18 protein-coding genes are annotated in these 22,029 nt (G+C 66.4%); 4 read left to right on the top strand and 14 right to left on the bottom strand.

Annotated elements, in window-relative coordinates; all coding sequences use genetic code 11:
- Nucleotides 1–48: 48 nt before the first annotated feature.
- The 4 genes from BMX07_RS09750 to leuS form a co-directional block, all read right to left on the bottom strand.
- Nucleotides 49–813: a YqjF family protein gene (locus BMX07_RS09750; RefSeq protein ID WP_090617308.1), complete on the bottom strand. Its 765-nt coding sequence runs from the start codon at nucleotides 811–813 to the stop codon at nucleotides 49–51.
- 140 nt (nucleotides 814–953) lie between these two features.
- Nucleotides 954–1,715, bottom strand: a complete 762-nt coding sequence (locus BMX07_RS09745) for a bacteriorhodopsin (RefSeq protein WP_090617306.1) — start codon at nucleotides 1,713–1,715, stop codon at nucleotides 954–956.
- Nucleotides 1,712–3,967, bottom strand: coding sequence for a methyl-accepting chemotaxis protein (locus BMX07_RS09740; RefSeq protein ID WP_090617305.1), 2,256 nt, complete (start codon nucleotides 3,965–3,967; stop codon nucleotides 1,712–1,714). Before BMX07_RS09740 ends, BMX07_RS09745 begins: the two co-directional genes overlap by 4 nt.
- A 293-nt stretch (nucleotides 3,968–4,260) precedes the next feature.
- A complete protein-coding gene (gene leuS, locus BMX07_RS09735) occupies nucleotides 4,261–6,909 on the bottom strand; it encodes a leucine--tRNA ligase (RefSeq protein ID WP_090617303.1) in 2,649 nt (882 codons plus the stop codon).
- 181 nt (nucleotides 6,910–7,090) lie between these two features.
- Between leuS and BMX07_RS09730 the strand changes: the two genes are divergently transcribed.
- Nucleotides 7,091–7,861 (top strand): SDR family NAD(P)-dependent oxidoreductase, encoded by a 771-nt coding sequence (locus BMX07_RS09730; RefSeq protein WP_090617301.1) that lies wholly within the window; start codon nucleotides 7,091–7,093, stop codon nucleotides 7,859–7,861.
- 27 nt (nucleotides 7,862–7,888) lie between these two features.
- Here BMX07_RS09730 and BMX07_RS09725 read toward each other — a convergent pair whose 3' ends face one another.
- From BMX07_RS09725 to BMX07_RS09715, 3 genes are all read right to left on the bottom strand, one after another.
- On the bottom strand, nucleotides 7,889–8,689 hold the full coding sequence (locus BMX07_RS09725; protein WP_090617300.1) for a hypothetical protein: 801 nt from the start codon (nucleotides 8,687–8,689) through the stop codon (nucleotides 7,889–7,891).
- Nucleotides 8,690–8,881: 192 nt separating this feature from the next.
- Nucleotides 8,882–9,301 (bottom strand): Hsp20/alpha crystallin family protein, encoded by a 420-nt coding sequence (locus tag BMX07_RS09720; protein ID WP_090617298.1) that lies wholly within the window; start codon nucleotides 9,299–9,301, stop codon nucleotides 8,882–8,884.
- A 62-nt stretch (nucleotides 9,302–9,363) separates the two neighbouring features.
- On the bottom strand, nucleotides 9,364–9,819 hold the full coding sequence (locus BMX07_RS09715) for a peroxiredoxin (RefSeq protein ID WP_090617297.1): 456 nt from the start codon (nucleotides 9,817–9,819) through the stop codon (nucleotides 9,364–9,366).
- A gap of 450 nt (nucleotides 9,820–10,269) precedes the next feature.
- On the opposite strand from BMX07_RS09715, the gene BMX07_RS24380 reads away from it, so the two are divergent.
- The gene (locus BMX07_RS24380) at nucleotides 10,270–10,428 is read left to right on the top strand and encodes a hypothetical protein (protein WP_175480113.1); all 159 of its coding nucleotides are present in this window, start codon (nucleotides 10,270–10,272) and stop codon (nucleotides 10,426–10,428) included.
- 120 nt (nucleotides 10,429–10,548) lie between these two features.
- On the opposite strand, the gene pheA is transcribed toward BMX07_RS24380, so the two are convergent.
- From pheA to BMX07_RS09700, 4 genes are all read right to left on the bottom strand, one after another.
- Nucleotides 10,549–11,361, bottom strand: coding sequence for a prephenate dehydratase (gene pheA, locus BMX07_RS09710; protein WP_090617295.1), 813 nt, complete (start codon nucleotides 11,359–11,361; stop codon nucleotides 10,549–10,551).
- 77 nt (nucleotides 11,362–11,438) lie between these two features.
- Entirely contained in the window at nucleotides 11,439–12,743 is a 1,305-nt protein-coding gene (locus BMX07_RS09705; RefSeq protein WP_175480149.1) for an MFS transporter, read from the bottom strand.
- Nucleotides 12,744–12,748: 5 nt separating this feature from the next.
- Nucleotides 12,749–12,898, bottom strand: coding sequence for a hypothetical protein (locus BMX07_RS24375; RefSeq protein ID WP_175480112.1), 150 nt, complete (start codon nucleotides 12,896–12,898; stop codon nucleotides 12,749–12,751).
- 340 nt (nucleotides 12,899–13,238) lie between these two features.
- Nucleotides 13,239–13,547: a non-histone chromosomal MC1 family protein gene (locus BMX07_RS09700; RefSeq protein ID WP_090617292.1), complete on the bottom strand. Its 309-nt coding sequence runs from the start codon at nucleotides 13,545–13,547 to the stop codon at nucleotides 13,239–13,241.
- 238 nt (nucleotides 13,548–13,785) lie between these two features.
- Here BMX07_RS09700 and BMX07_RS09695 point away from each other — a divergent pair, with 238 nt between their 5' ends.
- Both BMX07_RS09695 and BMX07_RS09690 read left to right on the top strand, forming a co-directional pair.
- Nucleotides 13,786–13,983 carry a SymE family type I addiction module toxin gene (locus tag BMX07_RS09695; protein ID WP_090312084.1) on the top strand — a complete coding sequence of 66 codons (198 nt, stop codon included), beginning with the start codon at nucleotides 13,786–13,788 and terminating at the stop codon, nucleotides 13,981–13,983.
- Nucleotides 13,984–14,117: 134 nt separating this feature from the next.
- Nucleotides 14,118–17,039, top strand: a complete 2,922-nt coding sequence (locus BMX07_RS09690; protein ID WP_090617290.1) for a M14 family zinc carboxypeptidase — start codon at nucleotides 14,118–14,120, stop codon at nucleotides 17,037–17,039.
- A gap of 13 nt (nucleotides 17,040–17,052) precedes the next feature.
- On the opposite strand, the gene pheT is transcribed toward BMX07_RS09690, so the two are convergent.
- The 3 genes from pheT to BMX07_RS09675 form a co-directional block, all read right to left on the bottom strand.
- A complete protein-coding gene (gene pheT / locus BMX07_RS09685; protein WP_090617289.1) occupies nucleotides 17,053–18,780 on the bottom strand; it encodes a phenylalanine--tRNA ligase subunit beta in 1,728 nt (575 codons plus the stop codon).
- A complete protein-coding gene (pheS, locus tag BMX07_RS09680) occupies nucleotides 18,780–20,306 on the bottom strand; it encodes a phenylalanine--tRNA ligase subunit alpha (protein ID WP_090617287.1) in 1,527 nt (508 codons plus the stop codon). Before pheS ends, pheT begins: the two co-directional genes overlap by 1 nt.
- Nucleotides 20,307–20,589: 283 nt before the next feature.
- Complete coding sequence (locus tag BMX07_RS09675; RefSeq protein ID WP_090617285.1) at nucleotides 20,590–21,921, bottom strand: hypothetical protein; 1,332 nt, start codon at nucleotides 21,919–21,921, stop codon at nucleotides 20,590–20,592.
- Nucleotides 21,922–22,029 lie beyond the last annotated feature (108 nt).

Genomic DNA, 22,029 nt, shown 5'->3' with positions numbered 1-22,029 from the left:
CGCGTGCGCCCCCGGAACGATCGCCCCGATAGCCGACTCGAGACCCGATCAGGTCCTGATGCGGCGCGGCACCGACCCGGTCATCGACAGTTCGTCGGCGTAGTGGACGATCGGCTCGCCGACCGGCGTCGGCAGGCCCTCGGCCTCGAGCATCGTGTTCTCGTGGATGGTCACGGTGGCCGGCTGGAGCGGCCACGGATCGTGTGCGATCTCGCCGGTCAGGATGCCAGTCGCGGTCGCCGCGTAGAACCGTCGGCGTGCGGTCAGCCAGTACGCGAGCGTGTTCGGGTCGGCGGTGAAGGGCTCCCCGTTCGGCTGGTAGGCTGCGGCGAATCGGGCGGGGGTGTCGCTCGCCGTCTCGGCCTCCTCTCGTTCGCTTTTGAAGGCCACGTGGTTCTCCTCCGTCGCCCCGACCCGCATCCGGGCGTGGTGGACGGGCAACCGCGTCGTCCGGCCGACGGCCGCCGCGACCAGCGAGCTCCCGACGTCGATACTGAAGAAAAACAGGCCCGGATCGCCGCGATACCGGACGTACGTCCGAACGGTGAGCTCGGCAAAGGCCAGTCTGGCGATCGACGGCGTCCCGCGGAGGCCGACGTTCGTGAGTACGAACGGGACCACGCTCAGCCAGGCCCGACCGTCCCGCGTCTCGAGCCGTAACTGGCCGGGAACGTGCGGACGGAGTTCGTCTGGTTCGACCGGCCAGTGGACGAACAGCCCATCGCGCCAGGTCATCGAAGCGACGTGTGGTGCTTTCGGCGACGACCCATCTGCGGACGTCCATCGGAACTGATCCGTACGTTGTGCGTTCATCCTCGGAACCAACACGTAGTGTAGCGCTCCGTACGACGGGTCGGGGTATAAACTAGATAGACTGCTGTCAGATCCGGTGGTATTTCGGGTCCCCACCGCCGGGGACGCGATCTCGCTGCAGAACGCGACGCGAGGGTGTGTCAGTCGGCCGGCTCGACCGCGGATTCCTCTTTCTCGAGGGCGACGCCGTCCGAGCCGTCGTCACCGGTGCCGTCCGAGCTGATGTCGTCGATGACTTGCTCCGTGGCGTCGGTCGCCCGGAGTACCAGCACGCAGAACCCGACCCGCGTCAGGATGTCGAGATAGCTTCCGGCGAAGATTCCGCTGAAGGCGTCGAGCAGTCCGAAGCCCTGTCGCGATATCAGGCCGACGACGAGGTAGGCCACGAAGAGGATCAACAGCAGGTTCCGCAGTTTCCCGTAGAGGAGCACGCGCTCCCCGCTCTGCTCGCCGGACCGTCGCGTGATCGGCCAGATCAGCAGGTAGGCGAGAACGCCGAGCAGGACGATGTTGGCGATATTGGCCACGTACGATGCCGGTTCCGTGAGGAAGTAGCCGGCGACCGTGGCAGTGGTCCAGCTGACCATGACGGTGTTGATCGTGACTAACTCTCGGCGCGACGCGCCAGCCACGATTCCCGCGATGGTAATCATCAGCGGTCCCGAGAGGTAGTAGTCGACGTACCGGCTCGTTTGCACCGGCTGCCCGGTCGGGGTCATCACCTGGAACTGATCCAGCGACATGCCGAAGTACGCCAGCGCCAGGATCCCACAGAGGATCGGAATCGGAAGGTAATATCGCCGCTTCCCTTCGGGAAACTGGGCGACCCACACCAGGAAGAACCCGGTCATCGCCGCCATCACGTAGAAGGTGAGCCGATAGAGCGTTAGCTCGGGTATCATCGGGACTCACCTCCTCGTCCAGCGGGAGCCGCAGTCGAACCGCTCGACGGCCCGGAAACGGTGAACTCGTCGACGGCGTCGGCCAACTCCGCGGCCCGCTCGTCGAGACGGGTCGCCTCGGCGGAGACGTCGGTAATCGTCGCGGTCGTCTCCTCCGCTGCCGCCGCGGCCTGCTGGGCCTGCGACGTCGTCTCGCTGGCGACACTCGCGACCTCCTGAACGATCGTCGCCAGCTCCTCCGCGGAACTGGCCTGTTCGTCGGTCGCCTGGTCGATCTCCTGGACGCCCGTGGTCACCTGTTCGATCTCCGTCGCGATCCGGTCGAGTTTGCCCGAGAGGGAGTCGACCCGATCGGTCGCCGATCCGATCGTCGCTTCGGTTTCCTCGATCTGCGTCGCGCTCTTTGCCGCCCGCTGCTGTATCGATTCGATCATGGTTTCGACGTCGTCGACTGCCGCCTGGGTCTGCTCTGCCAGTTCCTTGACCTCGTCGGCGACGGCCTGGAAGCCGCCGCTCTCGCTCGAGGCGCTCTCGGATCGCGCCGACTCGATGGCCGCGTTCAGCGCGAGCATGTTCGTCTGGCCGGCGATCTCGTCGATGAGCTCGACGATCTCCTGAATCTGCTCGGCCTCGTCGTCGAGCGATCGGACGGTCTCCGCGACGGCCGCCGTCCGGTCGCTGGCCGCGTGCATCTCCGCGGTCGTCTCCTCGGCCGCCCGCTGGCCGTCCATCGCCAGCTCGTCGACCTGGCTGGACTGCTCCGCGATGTTGCTCGTCGCGGCGGCGACCTCCTCGACGGTCGCGGACATCTCCTTGACCTCGGTCGTCGCCATCGACAGGTCCTCGGCCTGTTTCGAGGAGCCGTCCGAGATCTCCTGGACCGACGTACTGACCTCCTGGCTCGCTCGGCGGATCTCGTCGGAACTGGTCTGTACCTCGGTACTCGTCCGCGCGACCTCCGCCGAGATCGTCTTGACCTGGGCGACCGCGTCCTCGAGATCGTCGATCATCTCGTTGAACGCCGCGGCGATCGAGATCATCGCCTCGTGGTCCGTCTCGGGCTCGAGGCGCTGCTCGAGGTCGCCGTCGGCACACGCCGCCATGACGTCACTGTAGCGTTCGGCTTCGGCCTCGAGTTCGCGGTTGCGCTCCTCGGTCCGCTGTTGGGCCTCGCGGGCGCGTTCGCGCTGGTCTTCGAGGTCGGACAGCGTCGTCCGGAGCGAGTCTCGCATCGAGTCGAACGAGCCGTAGAGGGCCCCGACCTCGTCGACCCGGTCGGTCTCGAGGTCGACCTCGAGATCGCCGCCGCCGATCCGCTCGGCCTTGGTCGCGAGCCGCCGGAGGTTCAGCGAGACGTTCCCGCCGAGGACGACCCCGACGAGCCCGAGGTGGAGAACGAACACGAACACGAGTGCGACCAGCGCCGACGTGGCGGTCTGCTGTGGTCCGTAGACGGCCGTCGCGGTATCGTAGGTCGTGACCGTCAGCGTTTCGCCGCCGACGTCGATCGTCGACGCCGTCGCCGCGAACTCCGTGTCGGTGCCGTCGGGGGTCCCGGTCGCGACGCCGTCCGCGTTCGGCGAGACCGCGGCGAGGACGGCGTCGTCGCCGACCGCCGCTTCCTCGCCGACGGCCGTGATCGGCTCGCCGTCGCCGTCGGTGACGATCGTTCGCCGGTCGTCCGCGCCGGTCTCGAGCGTCGCGCCGAACGCGCTGGCGGGAGCCGAAACAGCCACGTAGCGGTCGGACTCCCCGTCGACGCCGACGACGAACGAGAGGACCGTCTCGTTGCTCGCCATCGCCTCGTGAGTAGCGCTGGGTCCGTTGGTGGCCCCCTCGACGCCGGCCGTCTCGAAGAAGTTCCGGCCGACGGCTCCGGTCGCGCTACTCGCGAGTACTTCGCCGTCGTCGTCGAGATAGTGCAGCTCTGCGATCCGGTCCTCGCGAGTGGACTGCGCGTCCGTGAGTCGATCATCGATCTCGTCGTCGGACCCCGACTGGACGGTCGCGTCCGCGGCGAGGCCGTTCGCCGTTTCGACGTTCGTCTCGAGCCAGGCCGCTGCGACGTCGGTCCGGTCGTCGGTCCGGTCGCTGAAGTGGTCTTCAGCCGACGCCCCGACCGTCCCGGAGACGTGTCCCAGGAAGAGCGTGGAGACGAGGATCGTCATGACGACGACCAACAGGAAGATGAGTCCGATCTTTACACTATACGTTTCTCTGAGCCGATCAGGTAGATAATCCTCGAGTGCCATATTGTCACATGGGTCGTCGGACGGCGCGAGGCTGTCCGATTTCTTCTTTGCTACTGTTCACTAGGTCCCATTGAATGTATCGGTCGAACTGATTATCTCGCTGGAGAGACGGCCACGATCATGTTCGATTGTCGTCTGCAGACGGAAGAATCGGAATGTGTGCACTGCCCATATATGTAAAATAGCTAGGGGTAGTTTTCTGCAGCGTATCGTCGGGTGGATTGGCCCGCCACAGGACCGAACCGAACACCGTCGCGGTCGACCGCCGAGTTGCGCGGCTGCGCAAGCGGCGTTCAGTCGTCGATCTCGATCGCCGGTCGACCGGGTTCGGCGTTCGCGAGGGCGTCGTCGTCGGCTTCGGCGGCGCGGACGACTCTCACCGGTGCCTCGAACTCGCGTTCGATCAGCCAGCCGGCCGATTCGAGGGCCGCGAACTCGTCGTCCGGATCGAGCGTCATCGAGAGGGCCTCTCGCTCGGCCTGCAGGTCCTGGCCGTAGTCGGCCGCGGCGTCGCCCTGCTCGCGGATGTGTGGCTCTCCCATGAGTTCGCCGATCAGGTTGTCGGCGTCGCTCTCGATCGCGATCTCGAGGGCGTCGTACTTCCACTCGGGAGCGATGACGACGTCGATCGCTTTCGGGTCGTCGATCCCGGCCACCTCGACGATGTCGCGGACGTCCTCGCGGGTGTTCTCGACCAGTCGGCGGCGCTTGGTGACGTAGTCGCGGTCGACCTCGGCGGTCGGCCACTCGGTCTCCGCGACGAACTCGTCGTTGCCCAGCGTCTCGTACAACTCTTCAGTGAGATGGGGTGCGACCGGTGCGAGCAGTCGGACGACGGCCGCCAGCCCGCGCTCGTAGGTCTCCGCGTGCGGTTCGGTGTAGTCGGCGTACTGCCGCAGCGTCCGGGTCAGATCCTGGGTCTCGCGCAGCGCCTTGTTGAACGTCAGAGCGTCGTACTCGTCGGTGGCGATGGCGATGGTGGCGTCGATCTCCGCGTCGACGTAGCTAGCGATCGCGTCGTCGTCGCCCGCGGGCTCGGTGTCGACGTACGTCTCGACCATCCCCTTCAGTCGGTCGAGGAAGGCGTAGGTAGAGCGAACGCCCTCCTCGCTCCAGTCGAAGTCGCGCTCGGGCTGGGCGGCTTGCATCATGAACAGCCGCGCGGTATCGGCTCCGTACTCGTCGACGATCCGCTGAGGCGAGACGACGTTCCCCTTCGATTTCGACATCTTCTCACCCTCGAGCTGGACCATTCCCTGCGCGAGCAGGTTCGTGAAGGGCTCGCGGTGCTCGAGCCCCTCGTGGTCGGCCAGCACCTTGGTGAAGAACCGCGAGTACAGCAGGTGCATCACGGCGTGTTCGATGCCGCCGACGTACTGATCGACGGGCATCCAGTCGTTGGCCCGCTCGCGATCGAACGGGGCGTCCTCGAGGTCCGGAGAGACGTAGCGCAGGAAGTACCACGAGGAGTCGACGAACGTGTCCATCGTGTCCGTCTCGCGGGTGGCCTCGCCGCCGCAGTCGGGGCACGTCGTTCGTTTCCACTCCTCGGCGGCGTCCAGCGGGTTCCCGGTCGTGTTGATGAACTCGGGGAGTTCGACCGGCAGCTCCTCCTCGGGGACCGTGACGGGGCCGCAGTCCGAACAGTGGATGATCGGAATCGGCGTCCCCCAGTAACGTTGCCGGGAGATCCCCCAGTCGCGTAGCTGGTACTGTGTCGCCTCCTCGGCGCTGTCGATCTCGTCGGTCAGCCGCGCTCGAGCGGTCTCGCTGTCGAGCCCGGAGTGGTCGCCCGAGTTGATCAGCACGCCGTCGTCGGTAAACGCCTCCGCCTCGACGTCCGGCGCCGTCGGTTCCTCGCCGTCGTCGGGTTCGGGCGCGATGACCGGGACGATGTCCAGTCCCTTCTTCTCCGCGAAGGCGTGGTCGCGCTCGTCGTGGCCGGGCACGGCCATCAGCGCACCGGTCCCGACGTCCGAGAGAACGAAGTCGGCGACGTAGACGGGGATCTCCTCGCCGGTTACTGGATTCGTCGCGGTCAGGCTCGTCTCGACGCCGTTGGGCTCGTCACCCTCGGGATCGGCTTCGTGCTCGATGAACTGACGAACGTCGTCGTCCGCCGCGGCCAGATCCTCGCTGATCGGGTGGTCGGGTGCGAGCGCGAAGAAGGTCGCGCCGTAAATCGTGTCGACGCGAGTGGTGAAGGCCTCGACGCCGCCGTACCCTTCCACGTCGAACTCGAGTTCGGTCCCGTACTGGCGACCGATCCAGTTGCGCTGCATCTGCCGAACCGAGTTCGGCCACCCCTCCAGGTCGTCGATGGCCTCGAGCAGCTCGTCCGCGTACTCGGTGATCTTCAGGAACCACTGCTCGAGTTCGCGTTGCTCGACCGGCGTGTCGCAGCGCCAGCAGAGTTCGGCTTCGCCTTCGACCTGCTCGTCGGCCAGCACCGTCTCGCAGTGGGGGCACCAGTTGACCTCGGCGTCGCGTCGCTCGACCAGTCCCTCCTCGTGAAACCGTTCGAAGAGCCACTGGTTCCACTGGTAGTAGTCGGGCGTGCAGGTGGCGATCTCTCGATCCCAGTCGTAGCCAAAGCCCATCGACTCCATCTGGTCCGTCATCGTCTCGATGCAGTCGAACGTCCAGTCGCGGGGATTCGTGTCGCGCTCTTTGGCCGCGTTCTCGGCGGGGAGTCCGAACGCGTCCCACCCCATCGGGTGGAGTACCTCGTCGCCGCGCATCCGGCGGTAGCGAGCGTATGCGTCCGTAATCGTGTAATTGCGGACGTGCCCCATGTGGAGCTTTCCGGACGGATAGGGGTACATTCCGAGGACGTACGTCGGATCGTCGACGTCGTCGGGCGTCCGGTAGACGTCCGCGTCGTCCCACGCCTCTTGCCAGCGTCGTTCGACCGTCGCGTGGTCGTATCCCGCGTCGCTCATTTGCTTATATACGTATAGCGGGTGACGCCGCCCTATACCTTTCCATACCTCTATGATCGGGGACCCCATTCGCCGCTCGCGCGGCCCGATTCCGCCGATCCGCTCCCGACGACGACGGGGGACGGGCGCGGCTCCGTCCGGTGGCGGGAAGTTTTATCCTCGCTTCGCCCGACCACGGTGTATGGTAGCGGATTCCACTGTTTTCGTCACGGGTGCGAGCCAGGGGCTCGGCCGCGAAATCGCCGTCGCGTTCGCCGACGAGGGCGCGAACGTCGCCCTCGCGGCCCGGAGCGACGGTATCTACGAGACCGCGGAGCTGATCGACGCCCCCGATCGAACGCTGGCCGTCGAGACCGACGTGACCGATTCCGAGTCGGTCGCCGACGCGATAGCGGCGACGGTCGACGCGTTCGGCGGGCTGGACTGTCTCGTGAACAACGCCGGTATCGCCGGTCCCACCGCCCCGATCGAGGAGACGACCGACGACGAGTGGCTCGAGACCCTCGACGTCAACGTCGTCGGCGTCGCTCGCGTCACGCGGGAAGCGGCTCCACACCTCCGCAGCTCCGAGCGGGGCAGCGTGATCAACATCTCCTCGATCGGCGGCAAGCGACCGTACGCCAATCGGACGCCCTACGCCGCATCGAAGATGGGGCTGATCGGGATGACCCGCGCGCTGGCCGCCGAGTTCGGCGACGACGACGTGCCGGTCAACGCGATCTGTCCCGGCCCGGTCGAGGGCGATCGAATCCGGGGCGTCTTCGAGCGACAGGCCGAGGAGGCGGGCGTCCCCGTGGAGGCGGTCGAAGGCGAGGTCCTCGAGAGCCTCATGATCGACGAGCTGGTCCCGCCCGAAGAGGTCGCCGAGTTGGCCGTCCACCTCGCGAGCGCCGACTCGCGTCACGTCACCGGACAGGATATCAACGTCTCGTCCGGCGGAGCCTGGTACTAACCCCGGCGGCTGCAACACAACCCGAGTTCAGATGACTCCGAGTATCGCGACCAACAGGCCGAGACCGACGAGTACACCGCCGGCCGCCCGTCGGAGCCGGACCTCCGAGCTGACCCGTTCCCGCTGGTCCTCGAGGGAGCCGTTCGCGATCACGAGCGGCGTCTCCTCGGTCCCTCGCAGAACGTATCCGTCGGCCGTCTCGGTCAGTTCGCCCCGAACGACCAGTTCGTCGCCGTCCCGAACGACGGTGGCCTGATACTTGTCGGGCATGGTGGTCTCTCCGCCGACGCTGACCGTGAACTCCAGATCGCTGACGACCCCGTCCTCGCTCGCCAGTCCCGTCCGCTCGAGGAAGCGATTGACCGGGCCGAGGTCGCCGAGATAGGACTCGGTTTCCGGGTCGCCGAGAAACAGATCCGGCGAGTCGAAGGGATCGTCGTCCGCGTCGGTCGCCAGCGTCGTCGCGTCCACGCGGACGCGGTCCCAACTGTGATCGACGGCGAAATCACCGACCGCGAGTTCGGCCTCGGCCGTCCGCCACCGGCTGCCGTTTCCTGTGTTCTCCTTCCGGCGGACTCGCCACGCCCAGAGGGCGGCCGAATCATCCCCGTTCCGATCGGGACCGGTCCGCGTCGGCGATGCCGGCTCGAGGACGTGTGCCGGTCCACTGATCGTCGCTTCGCCGCCCGGTTCGACCCGCTCGTCGCCCGCCGACGCGAGTTCACCGATCGTCTCACGCCGATCGCCGAGTTCGCTTGCTCGAGACAGAACGATACCGCCGAACAGGAGAAAGGCCCCGGCGAAGACGAGTGCGACCACTTGGACCATGGCCGAGTAGTTGTCACTGGAACACAATAATTGCCCGGAAACGTCCTGTCACGGTGACGGTCCGGCAGGTAACCGAGTGGACGCTGCCGGCGCTTTCGCGACACCGCTTCGCTCGGCGGTCCCGGTCCCGTCCGGTTCGACGGCTATCGGCGGAAACGAACACGGGACGCGCTCGAGGAGTGGCGGTGCCGGTTACTCGATGTCGATCCGCTTCGAGTCCTCGTCGCTCGACTCCTTCGGGAGTCGCACCGTCAGCACGCCGTTCTCGAAGCCCGCGGCGACCCCGTCCTCGTCGACCGGCTCCGGAAGCCGAATCCGCCGACTCGCCGACGTCTTCGTTCGTTCGCGCCGGAGGTATCGACCCTCGGCGTACTCCTCCTCGTCGGTCTGAGCGGCCTCGAGGCGCAGCGTCCCATTCGAGAGCGTCAGCTCGATATCGTCGGTCTCGTAGCCGGGCAGGTCGGCCGTGACGACGTACTCCCCGTCGGTGTCGGCGACGTCGACCGGCACCGAGCCGGGAACCTGCAGGCCGCCGGCGGTCATCCCTTCCTCGACCTGCCGACTGACGCGGTCGAGCATTTCTTCGATATTGTCGAACGGATTGCGTCGCATAGGGTCCGATAGGGTCCCGACGGGGATAAATTCTGCCCGCGATGCGACGACAGAAGCGTCGACTACTCGGGGAGGCTCACGAGTCCGTCGTCGAGTGCGTCGAGCAGGACCTCACGAGCGTGGCCGTCGGGATCGACGCTCCCGTAGACGCTCTGGACCTCCCCGTCGGCCAGCAGGAACGTCGTCCGCGCGGTCGCGCCGTCCCGCAGTTCGACGTCGAACACCTCGGCGATCTCCCCGTCGGGGTCGGCGAGCAGGTCGAACTCGAGGCCCTCCGATTCGCAGAACGAACGGTGGGAGTCGACGTCGTCGGTCGAGACGCCGTAGACGTCGACGCCAGCGTCGCGGTAGGTCTCGCGCTCGCGCTGGAACTGGGTGGCCTCGATCGTACAGCCGGGCGTCTCGTCCCTGGGATAGAAGTAGAGGACCGTCGGCTCCTCGAACGCGAGGCTGACGTCCTCGCCGTTCTGGTTCGGTGCGGTCACGGTCGGCGCGTCGTCGCCTGCAGCGAGTGCCATATCCGTGGTACCGCGGGACGCGGAGAAACCGTTTGTGGTACGGCCAGCCGGGACCTGAGTGGCGACGGCAGCCTGTCGGTCGCTGCCGCGTCAAGTACCTTCTCGTGATTCACAGTCCGCGAAGAGTTTCCCAGCGCCTTATTGATCGGCCGTCGTAGCTGTGAGCGCAGCGCCCTCGTGTCCGGGTTGGGGTAGTGGCTATCCTTCAGCCTGTGCGGGCTGAGACGCGGAGTTCGATTCTCGCACCCGGACTTTCGACGACACCCGCGGATTTCGACGCCGCTCACAGCGGGTCACGCTCGACTTTCGTCCGCCACACCTACATTCCGCTCACACTGGACTGAACGAATACGGCGGTTTCGTCGACACGGCGTGCCGATCCGGCACCAGTTACGGTCATTTCTGCCAACGTCGGACATATTATGCCGGTGCATTCGGATATACTTCCGTATGCAAGACGTCGTGCTTCACACTGGTGCATCGCATCCCAACCTCCTGTGGATCGTCGTTCCGGCCGTCCTCTCGTTTATCGCGGGCCTCGGCGTCGTCGCCTACGCGGATCGCATTCGGGGGTGGTTCCGCGCCGAGAGCGAGCCGACGACGGAGTAATCCGCTCTTCGCTCGCGTCACGCATTTGCTCGCGATCCCGATCATCCGATCAGTTCGGTCGCCGAACCCGCGACCGATTCCGTTCGGACCCCTTCTCCGCCTCGCGCGTCGTCGATCGCACTACTCGACGACGTGCTCGGTATCGTACGACCCCAGCCGCCGAACCCAGCCGTTCTCGGCGAGTTCCTCGAGATCGTCGATCGCCTCCGTCGTCCGCGACTCGTAGAGCCCCGCCTCGAAGTCGACGTGGAAGACGTAATCGCCCAGTCGCTGGCCGCTCGGGCGCGATTCGACGCGGGTCAGGTTGATGTCGCGATCCGCGAACGGTTCGAGTAGTTCGAGCAACAGCCCGGGGTAGTTCGCGTTCGGGTAGACCACCAGCGAGGTCTTGCCGCCGCCCTTCGAGCGCTCCTCGGCGGGTGCGAGCGCGAAGAAGCGCGTCGCGTTGGAGTCCTGGTCCTGAATGTCTTCGGCCAGGACCTCGATACCGTCGCCCGCGTTCGCCGGATGGCCGATTCCCGCGACCGAGGGGTCGTCACGGGCGAACTCGACGCCCTGGGCCGTGCTCGCGACGGCCTCGAGGGTCGCGTCGGGATACTCGCGCTCGAGATACGAGCGACACTGTGCCAGTGCCTGCGAGTGACTGGCGATAGTGTCGAACTCCGGACCCTGAGCGAGCAAGGCGTGTCTGATCGGGGTCACGATCTCGCGGACGACGGCGACATCGTACTCGGCGATGGCGTCGAGGCTCTCCGTCACGGAGCCCTCGATACTGTTCTCGATCGGGATAACGCCCCGATCGTACTCGCCGCCGGCGACGGCGTCGACGATCGACGTGACCGACTGCCGGAAGTCGATCGCGTCGTCGTCGGCGACCGCACTTGCCGCTCTGTGAGAGTAGGTCCCTTCGGGTCCGAGCGTAACTGCAGCCATTACCCACCGATAGGAGAGAACGGGTCAAAAGACCGTCGGGTTTCCCGACGCCCGGCTCGAGTCGTCGTCGGTGGGGATCAGTCGTCGGCCGGCGTTCCGGCGACGTCTTCGCTCGAGACGACGAATCCGTCGTCGGTCGCGCGAGCGGCGACGTGGGGCTGGAAGACCCACGCGCACAGCAACACGATGGGGATCATCGCGACCGCGACCACGGTGTAGCCGGTGTGGAGGGACGGCATCACCGGGGCGGCGTAGACCAGCGGATAGACGATCCCACCGACCGTGCCCACGCCACCGACGACGCCGGCGACGCTCCCCGAGTTGTCGGGGAACATCGCCGGTACCTGCGCGAAGATCGCCCCTTCGGCGAACGCACACCCCATCCCGACGACGAAGCCGGCCGCGACGGCCAGCAGCACCTCGCCGGTCAGTCCCGCCAGCGTCATCCCGAGCATCGCGAGCACGATGAAACACAGCGTCACGAACGTCCACTGCTCCCGGTATCGGCCCGTGAAGACCGGTAAGATGTCCGCCTCTTTGCGAGCCAACAGGTCGCTGACGTAGCCGCCGATCGGTCGCAACAGCCCGGCCGCGACCGAGAACGTCGCCGCGAACGTGCTCGCGAGGACGAGGTTGTCGGTGTTGAATCCCTCGCGGTAGTACGTCGCCAGCCAGCCGTTCATCGAGAGTTCGAGGCCGAAGCTCATCACGTACGCCAGCGCGAGCACGACCGTGCCGTAGCGCGTGGCGGTGTGGAGCCACTGCTCGAGGGTGGCGCTCTCGGCGGTCGCCTGCCGTCGTTCCGCCGATTTGGCGGCCTCGCCGATCGTGTAGTAGACGATCGCCAGCAGGATCGAGACGATCCCGGTGTAGAAGAAGGCGGCTCGCCAACTCGTGTCGAAGATCGGACCGCTCCAGTCGCTGGTGAACACACGCGGGAGGACGAGCGCGCCGCCGGCGGCACCGGCGTTGCCGACGCCGGCGTAGATGCCTTCGGCCGTCCCCAGCTGTTCCTCGTCGAACCACTCCGAGACGTGTTGAATGCCGATGACGAACGTGATCCCCGCCGTCGCGACGATCAGGCGCTCGACGAAGAAGACGGCGTACGACTGGGCGAACGCGCTCGCGATCGAGAACACGCCCACGTACGTCAGGACGATGGCGAACACGGTCGGTGCGCCCCAGCGATCGGAGAGCCAGCCGGTCAGAATCCGCCCAAAGGGTGCGAGCCAGATCGCAGCGCTCGCCAGAATGCCGATCTCCGCCAACGAGAGGCCGAACTCCTCGGCCATCGGCCCCGTAAACGGGGCGAAGGAGAACCAGATCAGGAACGAGAAGTTGAACCCGATCGTCGCCAGCGCCAGCGTCCGCCACTTGGTCATCCTGATCATTGCTGTTCCCTCCCGACGGCGACGATAGATCTACCTTTCTGTTCGAACCGTTTTACCGGGGTATTCGAAACGAACGTTTCGATACGTCCCGATATGTGGTCGAAATGGGCCTTCTGTTGCCCGCTCTCTTCGACGATCTCGCGCATATCTCGTCCGAACGATCCGACGACTACCGTATAAACCTACTTCTTAGCTTCCTTCCACCTGTACGGCACTATTGGAATACAGATGGATCGTATTATGCCGTATATTCTTCTTACATACGTTCCCTATCCGAGAATTATTACAATAATCTAAACTCTCGGAATCCCTCCATTGCGCCGGCGACGAACCGCTCGCGCTACCGGTACACGAGCCGCCAGCGACGTCTCGAGCCGCGTACCCCGACAGCGGACGCGTCGCTGATCGATCGACGCGGCGTCGTCGGCGCACAGACCTCCCGCTCGCGGGCTGCCCTGCGCCTGAGAAATCTTCGGATCGGCCGATTCACTCCTCGAGGTGTTCGATGCCCTTCTTCGAAACGTTGGCCTCCGTAATCTCGCTCGGCATCCAGTCCGGCTTGTCGTCGGGGGCCGTCTCCTCCCACGCCCAGCCGTCGTAGATGTGAACCTTGTCCGTTCCTTTCTCTCGGAGTTTGAGTTCGACTCGTTCCGCGTCCTCCTCGCTCGAGCCCGGCTCGAGTCGCCGGGCCGCCTTGAGCGCCGCCTGTCGGGGCGTGTTGCCCGAGAAGACGCTCGACTCGTCACCGCCCGATTCACGCAGTGCAAAGTTTCGTTTCCCGTCTTCGCGTACCATGATTTTCGCCTCCGTGTCAATTCAGCACACGATCCGACATAAAGATATCCCCGTAAATCGACCGACAGCGCCGGTATCTTTAAGTGAGACGCGTACGCCACTTTCCCGCAATATCTCCAGTCGCCTCTCGTCGCCGTGCCGTAATTGTCGCGGCGACGCGTGTGTACAAAGGTCATTCGTTGAGGCGTCGAAAACACTTAAGTATATCCTACGGCGAAGTTCGGAATAGAATCCCGCGATGGTACGGAAAAAGAAGCTGAGTCCAAGCGGTGCGAAAGACGAAGACGGTAACTACCACAACGTCCACCTCAATCTCCACGAGGACGAACTCGAGGTCGCGGGCATGGATATCGGCGACGAGGTCTTCGTCCGGGTCCGGGACGGCAAAATCATCATCCAGAAAGCCGACGAAGAGGACGTGGAACACGAATTCTAGCGCTCGACGACGGTTCTTTCGGCGGTCGGTTCGTCTCCGCCGCTCCACCACTGGCCTAGCGACGGGCATTTCATTCCCGACCGTTCGTCGGAAACAATTATTGGTCAGCGGGGGATACTTTCTGCCGAAGCTCAATGACCAACAGGAATGGCCGTTCGAAATCGCCACGCGCCGACGACCGTGTCGCTGCCACCGGGACCGCCGATGGGCAGGATTCGGGCGACGAATTCGCTGACAGCGTCATCGACCGACGGACCTACCTCTCCCTCTCGGCAGCGACGGGAGCCGCGCTCGCGCTTCCCGGGTCCGCAACCGCGGACGTCCGCGGTGAACCGATAACCGACGAACTCGCGTTCGTCGTCAACCACACCCCCGACGAGTACGAGGCGGCGACCGTCGTCGAGTTCGCCAACCGACGGGCGCTCGAGGCGTTCGCGGACGACTACGTGACGGAACCCGACCCGGAGCTGTCCCGGGCACCGAAGGCGGTAACCCGTAATTCGCCCGCGCCCGCCGCACACGCACGCCTCACGGCCGACGAGGTCGCCGACGTCTGCGAGCGAGACGGCGTCGAGCGGCTGGACTTCTCGCCCGGAGCGAACCCGTGGTGGAAACTCGACTCACCCTACGAGGACGGCGTCTTCCCACCGGTGGAGTCGGCGCGTAACTACGTCGCGTACGAGGAACTCGCCGCGGGGCTCGACCACCTCGAATCCGCCCGTCCCGACCGCGTCCGCGTCCAGCGGATCGGCGAGTCGCCGGGCTGGACGAATCGATTCACCGGCGAGGAGTCGGATCCGCGCCCCGTCTACGTCGCCGAAGTGACGGCGAACGTCCGGGACGAGGAGTCCGTCGCCGAGAAAGAGCGGATCGTCTACTCCCTCTCGATCCACGGCGACGAACGGGCCGGCGCGGAGAGCGGATGCCGCCTGCTCGAGGATCTCGCGACGGGCCGGGCGGACGATTTCGAACACTTGCTCGACGACATCGTTCTCGTGTTCCTGTTTCCCAACCCCGACGGCTGGGTTTCGCGCACCCCGCAGACCGCGATTCCCTGGGTCGAGGCCCACGACACCAACTTCCAGCGCGGCAACGCGAGCGTCTTCGACGGGCAGCCGATCGATACGAACCGTCAGTATCCGACGATCGGCTGGACGAATCCGGCGTTCCGGCCGGCCGAACCCGACGGTGCACCCGAGGAATTCGAGGCCCTCGTCCCGGACGCGCTCGCGATCGTCGACCACCTGCGGGACTACGACGACGTGGCGCTCTTCTGTGACTACCACGGAATGTACACCGCGGATCACGCGGTCTTCAACCTCGAGACGAACGCGTCGCTCGATCATGGGGAGACGAACGAACTCGACGAGCTCAACGTCCGCATTGGCGAGGCGATGCAGTCTCACTGGGGCGGTATCGAGGCGATCGAAGACGACATCGCGACGGCAATCGAGGAGATGTACGACTGGGTGGACGACGGGGACGAGGCCGTTCCGGACGGCGACAGCTACGACGGCCTGTTCGACTGGGGGACGACGTACGATTCGATCTCCTACCAGGTGACCGGCGGCTTCGCGGACTGGGCGGGACAGCCCGAAGCGTTCGGTGGACTCGGGGCCGTCGCGGTGACGCCGGAGGTCGTGCTCTCGAATCACCAGGTCGCAGCCCAGAAGGAGTGGAAACCGTACTCGTCGCGCCACTACGTCACGGCGTACCGGATCTCGATGCGGACGTGTGCGGAACTGATCGCGCGCGAGACGAGCGCGACCGTCGCGACCGGCGGTCAGAACGTGGCGTACGTCACGACCGACGAACTCACGCGCACGTCAGCAGCCCTCCCACACACCGACGACCACTTCGACCCCGACACCGCCGCCGATACCGACTCCGGCCCCGACGGCGGTCGCGGAACCGACCACGCAACCGAAGTGCGACGGAATCACCGTCGCGTGGAAGCCGGTTCCGCGGCTCAGTCGACCGTCGCAGCGGACGCGGTCGACTCGTCTCACTCCCTTTTCGTCCACTTCGACGGCGTCCGCAACGCCACGACGGGAACGATCCGGGTGAAAGACCCGACCGGGACCGTGGTTCGAGAGATCGATCTCGCTGCGAAGGCCGACCCGACCGATTTGACGGCGCGAAGACGTGACGTCGAGGAGGTGTTCGTCCGCCGGCCGCGTGCGGGACGGTGGGAGATCGACGTCGACGCCGACGCCGACATCCGCGTCGGGACGACGGTGATCGACGCCGACGGCGACGTTCCCGACCCCGAAGAAGTACTCGGGTACGAACAGCGTGCGTACAGCGTCACGCCGTTGCAGTTCTTCGACGACCTCGAGCCGTTCCTCGAGGACGGCGAGATCGAGGGGATGAGTATCCTCGACGTCGCCATCGGTCGACTGCTCTGGGACGACGCGACGGCCTGTCGGTACGACAAACTCGTCGTCTCGCACGACGTCGGGCTCGACCATCCGTTGTACCTCCGCGCGATCGAGCGCTTCGTCGAACTCGGCGGCGATCTCGTCCTCACGGACGCGGGCGTGAACCTGCTCGGCGAACTCGACGTCGGGGCGGCCGCTTCGATCGCACCAGACGACATCACCGACGCCGACATGGTGTTTGCGACCCTCGAGGACAGGGACCTCGAGCACCCGCTGCTCGCGGGAATCAGGCCGCGACAGCAGGAGATCTGGAAGGGCTCACAGCTTGGCTACACGACGGGGATCGACCAGCCGTCGACGACCGTCGAGCGCGACGCGTTCGAGGCGGCCGGCGGCTCCGTCGCGGGGACCCTCCCGCGGTGGCTGATCGACGACGGCGAGCCCGTTCCGGCCGGCTACGGCGTCGGTGCCGGAATCCTCCCGGCGGGCGACGCCGAGATCACCGTCCTCGGATCGGTGCTCCCGCCCGCTCGACAGACCGAACTCCACCCCTTCGGGCTCGCGGACTACGCGCTCTCGGAGATGGGCCACACGCTGCTCTGTAACGCACTCGACTTCGAGCAGCGACGGTACGTCGACGGCGACCTCGTGCGGACCGTCGGCGAGCGTCGGTAGTCGGAACTCGGGGCTATCGGAGCGCCTCGAGGTCGAATTCGAACGCCGAGACCGGTACCTCGAGGTCGTGTTCGACGAGCACCTTCGGGTGGACCTCGCCGAGCACGCCGACTTCCTCACCGTCGATGACGACCGCCGCGGTTCGACCCGAAATGAAGGTCGGGTGGTCGGTCGGCGGCGTCTCCAGTTCGACGTCGAAGTTGCGGGCCAGCGCCTGTAGCCGCGCCTTGGCGTCCTCGTAGCCGGCGTCGTGGTGTGCGAGGACGGCCCCGACGCGGCGACCCTCGCTGACGCCGGTGTTCTCGCGCTCGTCGACTTCGGCGGCGAAGCCGATCTCGGCGAGGTTCTGCGGGTACGACCGGTGGGTGTTCCGCTCGAGGACCATCAGGAGTGAGGGCGTGACCCAGGTTCGAAGCATGGTGAAGTCCTCGCTGTAGGGTTCTTTGATGGTCGCCGGCTCGCCGGTGCCGTAGACGTCGTCACCGGGCGACACATCGAGCCGGTCGTAGTTCTCGGCCTCGCTGATCATGTGGAAGTTCAGCATGTCCTCGAAGCCGAGCCCGACGAGCTGCGTGCGGGCGGCGTTCTCGAGCCGGGAGCGCTCGTGACGACCGCCGACGGTCCCGATGTCGGGGTAGCGGGGCTCGAGGTCGTTGAAGCCGTAGGCCCGCCCGAGGTCGTCGATGATGTCCAGCGGGTGGAGCACGTCGACGCGGTAGGGTGGGATCGTCACCTCGTAGACGAGGTCGCCAGCGTCGTTCTCCGCCTTTTCGGCCTCGAGCCCGGATCGCTCGGCGAGATCGATCACGTCGTCGGGATCGAGCCCGATCCCGAGGATGGTCTCGATGCGGTCGTGCGCGACCGTCTTCGTCTTCATCGAGAGATCCGGGCGGACGAGTTCGCGTCCGCCGGACTCGCTATCCGGATACTCCACCCGCACTTCCTCGAGCGTGGCTCCCCGGGCCGAGAGCGCGTAGCAGACGATGGTCAGCATCTTGTCGATCGTCCACTGGTCGGTGCCGGTCATCTCGACGAACAGGTCCCGTGAGTCCGTCGACACCTCGGTCCGCCGGCCGTTGATGACCGGCGGGAACGAGAACAGCCCGATGCTGTCGTAGATCGCGGGGTAGCGCTCGTACTCGCTGACCAGGTCGGCGTAGGTCTGTCCCGTCTGGTGGTCCTCGAGCACGTCGGCGGGCGTCATCTCTCGATCGGAATCGAGGGGAACGAACCGATCTTCGTCGGGTTCGACGCCAACGTACTGGATCGTCGGATTGCCTTCCGTGGCGGCGCTCCCCTTCAGCATCGTCAGATCGTGGATTCCGATCGCGCCCTTCGCGCGTTTGCGCCCCATCGTCGCGTGGAGCTTCTCCTGGAGCTGAATCAGAGACTCGAGGGACTCCTCGTCTAAGTCGACGTCGCGGACGACCGCACCCGTGACGTACGGGCGGTCGTCGGGGACCGACTCGTCGACTTCGATCGTCCAGTCCGGCGAGTTCGGCGAGGGGACGTGTACACCTCGCGCGTCGCCGTACTGGTAGCGCATCGAGCGGGCGACGCCCTCGACGGAGAGCCGATCGAGACGGTCGGGCGCGAACTCGAGTTCGAACTCGCCGTCCTCGGTTCGGCCCTCGAACTCGAGGCCGAGCCCGAACAGGTCGTCGATCAGGTCGTCGTCGCTCTTCTCGTCGTGGCCGGTCAGGGTACGCAGTTCGTCGGGGTCGATGTCGACCGTGGGCATCAGTAGGTCACCTCCGTTTCGCGCAGCAGTTCCAGGTCACACAGCGTCCCGTGGATGTCCCGGATGTCCTCGAAGCCGTACATCAGCATGAGCAGTCGCTCGAGGGCCAGTCCCCACGCCATCACGTCGCAGTCGACGCCGAGGGGATCGAGCATCTCTTCGCGGAAGATGCCCGAGTTGCCGATCTCGACCAGTTCGCCGGTCGTCGGGTGAGTGCCGAACAGCTCGAAGCTCGGCTCGGTGTAGGGGTTGTAGTGGGGCTTGAACTGGATGTCCTCGATACCGAACTGGGCGTAGAACTCCTCGAAGGTGCCCATCAGGTCGCGCACCGAGAGGTCGTCGGCCATCACCCAGCCCTCGATCTGGAAGAACTCGAGCAGGTGGGTCGGGTCGAGCGTGTCGTTGCGGTACACCTTCTCGACGCTGAAGTACCGCTGTGGCGGCTCGAGTTCGCCGATCTCCTCGCCCGAGAGGTAGCGGGTCGACAGCGAGGTGGTGTGTCCGCGCAGCGCGAGCGCCCGCGCGAAGTCCTCGTCCCACGGCGAGTGATAGCCCTCGCCGTCCGGGCCGACGCCCTCCTTGTGCGCCCGCTCGACGCGGTCGACGAGGTCGTCCGGAAGCTCGCCGATGTGGGTTGGCTGTTCCAAGGCGAACCGGTCCCAGTGCGTCCGCGCGGGGTGGTCCTGGGGCATGAACAGGCAGTCGTTGATCCAGAAGTCCGCGTCGACGTGCGGGCCCTCCATCTCCTGAAAGCCCATGCCGACGAGGACGTCTTTCACGCGCTCGGCGGTCTGGCGCAGGATGTGGACGTTGCCGCCCTGGAACTGCTCGGCGTCGGCCTCGACGTTGTACTCGGCGAACTCGACGTCCGCCCACTCGCCGCTCGTCAGGAGTTCCGGCGTGACCTGGCCGACCGTTTCGGCGGTCTCGAGCCCCGCCATCAGCTCCGTGACGGCGCGCTCGGTCAGGGTCACTTCGCGGACCGTCGACTCGCGGCGCTCGAGCAGGCCGCGTCGGTCGAGCGATTCGAGCGCCTCCGAATCCACGTCGACGCCGTCGGTCGGCGCGTCGTCGGCGTCGGCGAGCGCCGCGAGCGCGTTCGCCTCCGTGTCGGCGTCCGGCGCTGCGTCCGGATCGGCCGTGATCTCGCCGCCGTCGATCGCGCCGTAGCCCTTGCGCGCGTAGTTCGAGAGCGCGATGTCGACCGCGTTCCCCTCGAGACCCGACGCGCCGATGACCTGCCCCATCGAGACGGGGTCGGCGTCGGCACCGGCCTCGAGCGCTGCCTCGTACAGTCGGACCTCGGGAAGCCCCTCGGCCACGTACTCGCGCCCCTCGTCGGTCAGGGCGACCGTTTCGTCGACGCGTTCGCTGACGGCGACCAGCCCCTCGTCCTCGAGTTCGAAGACCGCCCCGGTGACGGTTTCGGGAGGGAGGTCGGTCGCCGTGGCGAGGGCGTCGACGGACGTTGCCTCGTCCGCGTTCGCGGTCTTCAGGACCGCGACCTGTTGTGATGGAAGTTGCATTCGCTTGTTCGTATGCCTGCGTGTCGGTCAGTTAGCGGTTCCGATACCCGTCCGAGAACGACTCCCCGGACGGTGTCGAACGGTCGGTTTCGCCGCGCGCACTCGATGTGAGCCCCCGCGGATCCACCGGCCCGGTTTCACCGGGCGAAGAAGAAGCCGAACCCCGACCGCTGGCGCTGTGGCTGGCTGCCGACACCGATTCCGTGGGATTCGGATGCCATACGCGGTCTCACTCGCGACCGGCCTAAAAACGTTGTGATACGAGTCACCACACCACTGCACGCTACCCCTCGGACACGCGCGTCGTCTCGAGCGAGCCGGCGTCGACCCACTCGAATCCGGACCGTTCTGCTGCCGCCGTCGCGTCGGGGATGTCCACGGGCGCACACCCGTCGGCGAACTCGATGCGGGTCTCCTCGGAGCCGACGGCCGGCAGTTCGGGGAGGAAGTCGTCGTCCTCGAGCAATCCCCGGACGGAGACGGCCCCGCCCGCGTCGAGCGCCGCGCCGAGCGCGCGATAGCGATCGTCGTCGGACCGGCACTCGAGGTCCGCCCCGAAGGCGTCGTTCGTGACGCGCGCGGTCTCGCAGCCTCCCGAGAGCGTCCCGAACTCGTCCGCCTTCGTCGCGTCTCCATCTCCGTCTCCGTCTCCGTTGTCGCTCGTCGCTCGCTCGGGCCGACTCGAGCCCGCGGCCCCGCCTGCATCGTCGGCATCGGGCGTCGCGCAGTCGCGCTCCGGAGACCGGCACCCATCATCGTCGTCACTATCGTCTTCGTCACGGCGTCGTGCGACCGACGGGCGACCGCGGAGTTCGAATCCGTCGACCTCCCTCGAGGGGGTCGACGTGGTCGCCGGTTCCGAATTCGGTTCCGGCTCCCGTTCCGTCGACGGCTCGGCTTCGTCGATGAGCGAGTCGACGGTCGCGGGCGAGTTCGCCGCCCGACGGGCGTTGCCCTCCAGCGCCCACGGCGGCCACGGGTCGTCATCGCCGCTGGCGGTCGGGTCGTCGCCCGCCGCGGGCACGTACGCCTCGAGTCCGTGTGTCGGTAGCAGCGGCCGGTCGAACGCTTCGATTCGCGGCCCGTAGCGGTCCCGGAGTCGCTCGAGTTCGCCCGCGTCGACCAGCGCGGCCCGCCAGCGGTCGACGCCGCTGGAGAGGAGGACGAACCGGGCGTCGGTCCTGGCGAGAATCTCGTCGTTGATCGCCCACAGGACGGCGGGGAGGTTGTCGGTCGCGAGCGGCGTGTCCGGGTACGCGACCGTCGCCTCGCGGCGGCGACCGCGGGGATCCGTCGCCGTCAGTTCGATCCCCGTCCGCGTGACCGAACCGGCGAGCGACCAGCCGATCGCCTCGAAGACGGCCGCGAGTTCGCGCTCGAGCGCCGCCCGCGAGTACCGGGCCGCGCAGGCGAGTCCGCGGTCGCTCCGCGTGATCGTTCGGCGGAGCACCGCGGTCCGGTCGACCGACGTCGCGAAGGCGTCGGCCAGCGCCGCCTCGAGGGTGTCGTCACCGGACGCCGCCCGTCCGATGTCCGTCGGCGTGACGCCGAACGAGCCGAGGACGTCGGCGGAGACCAACAGGTCGTCGTTCGAGTCACGAGTGGCCAGGACCATCGATACCTCCGGATTCCACGGACGCACCTATATATCTTCGTCAGACGCCAAAACGTATCCCTCCCGTCGCCCGTACAAACGTCGCCGCTCGCTCACCGATCGGTCGGG

This window comes from Natrinema salaciae, from assembly GCF_900110865.1.
Lineage (GTDB): Archaea > Halobacteriota > Halobacteria > Halobacteriales > Natrialbaceae > Natrinema > Natrinema salaciae.
The sequence above is the reverse complement of the archived record's forward strand: the minus strand, read 5'-3'. Positions and strand labels throughout refer to the sequence as shown.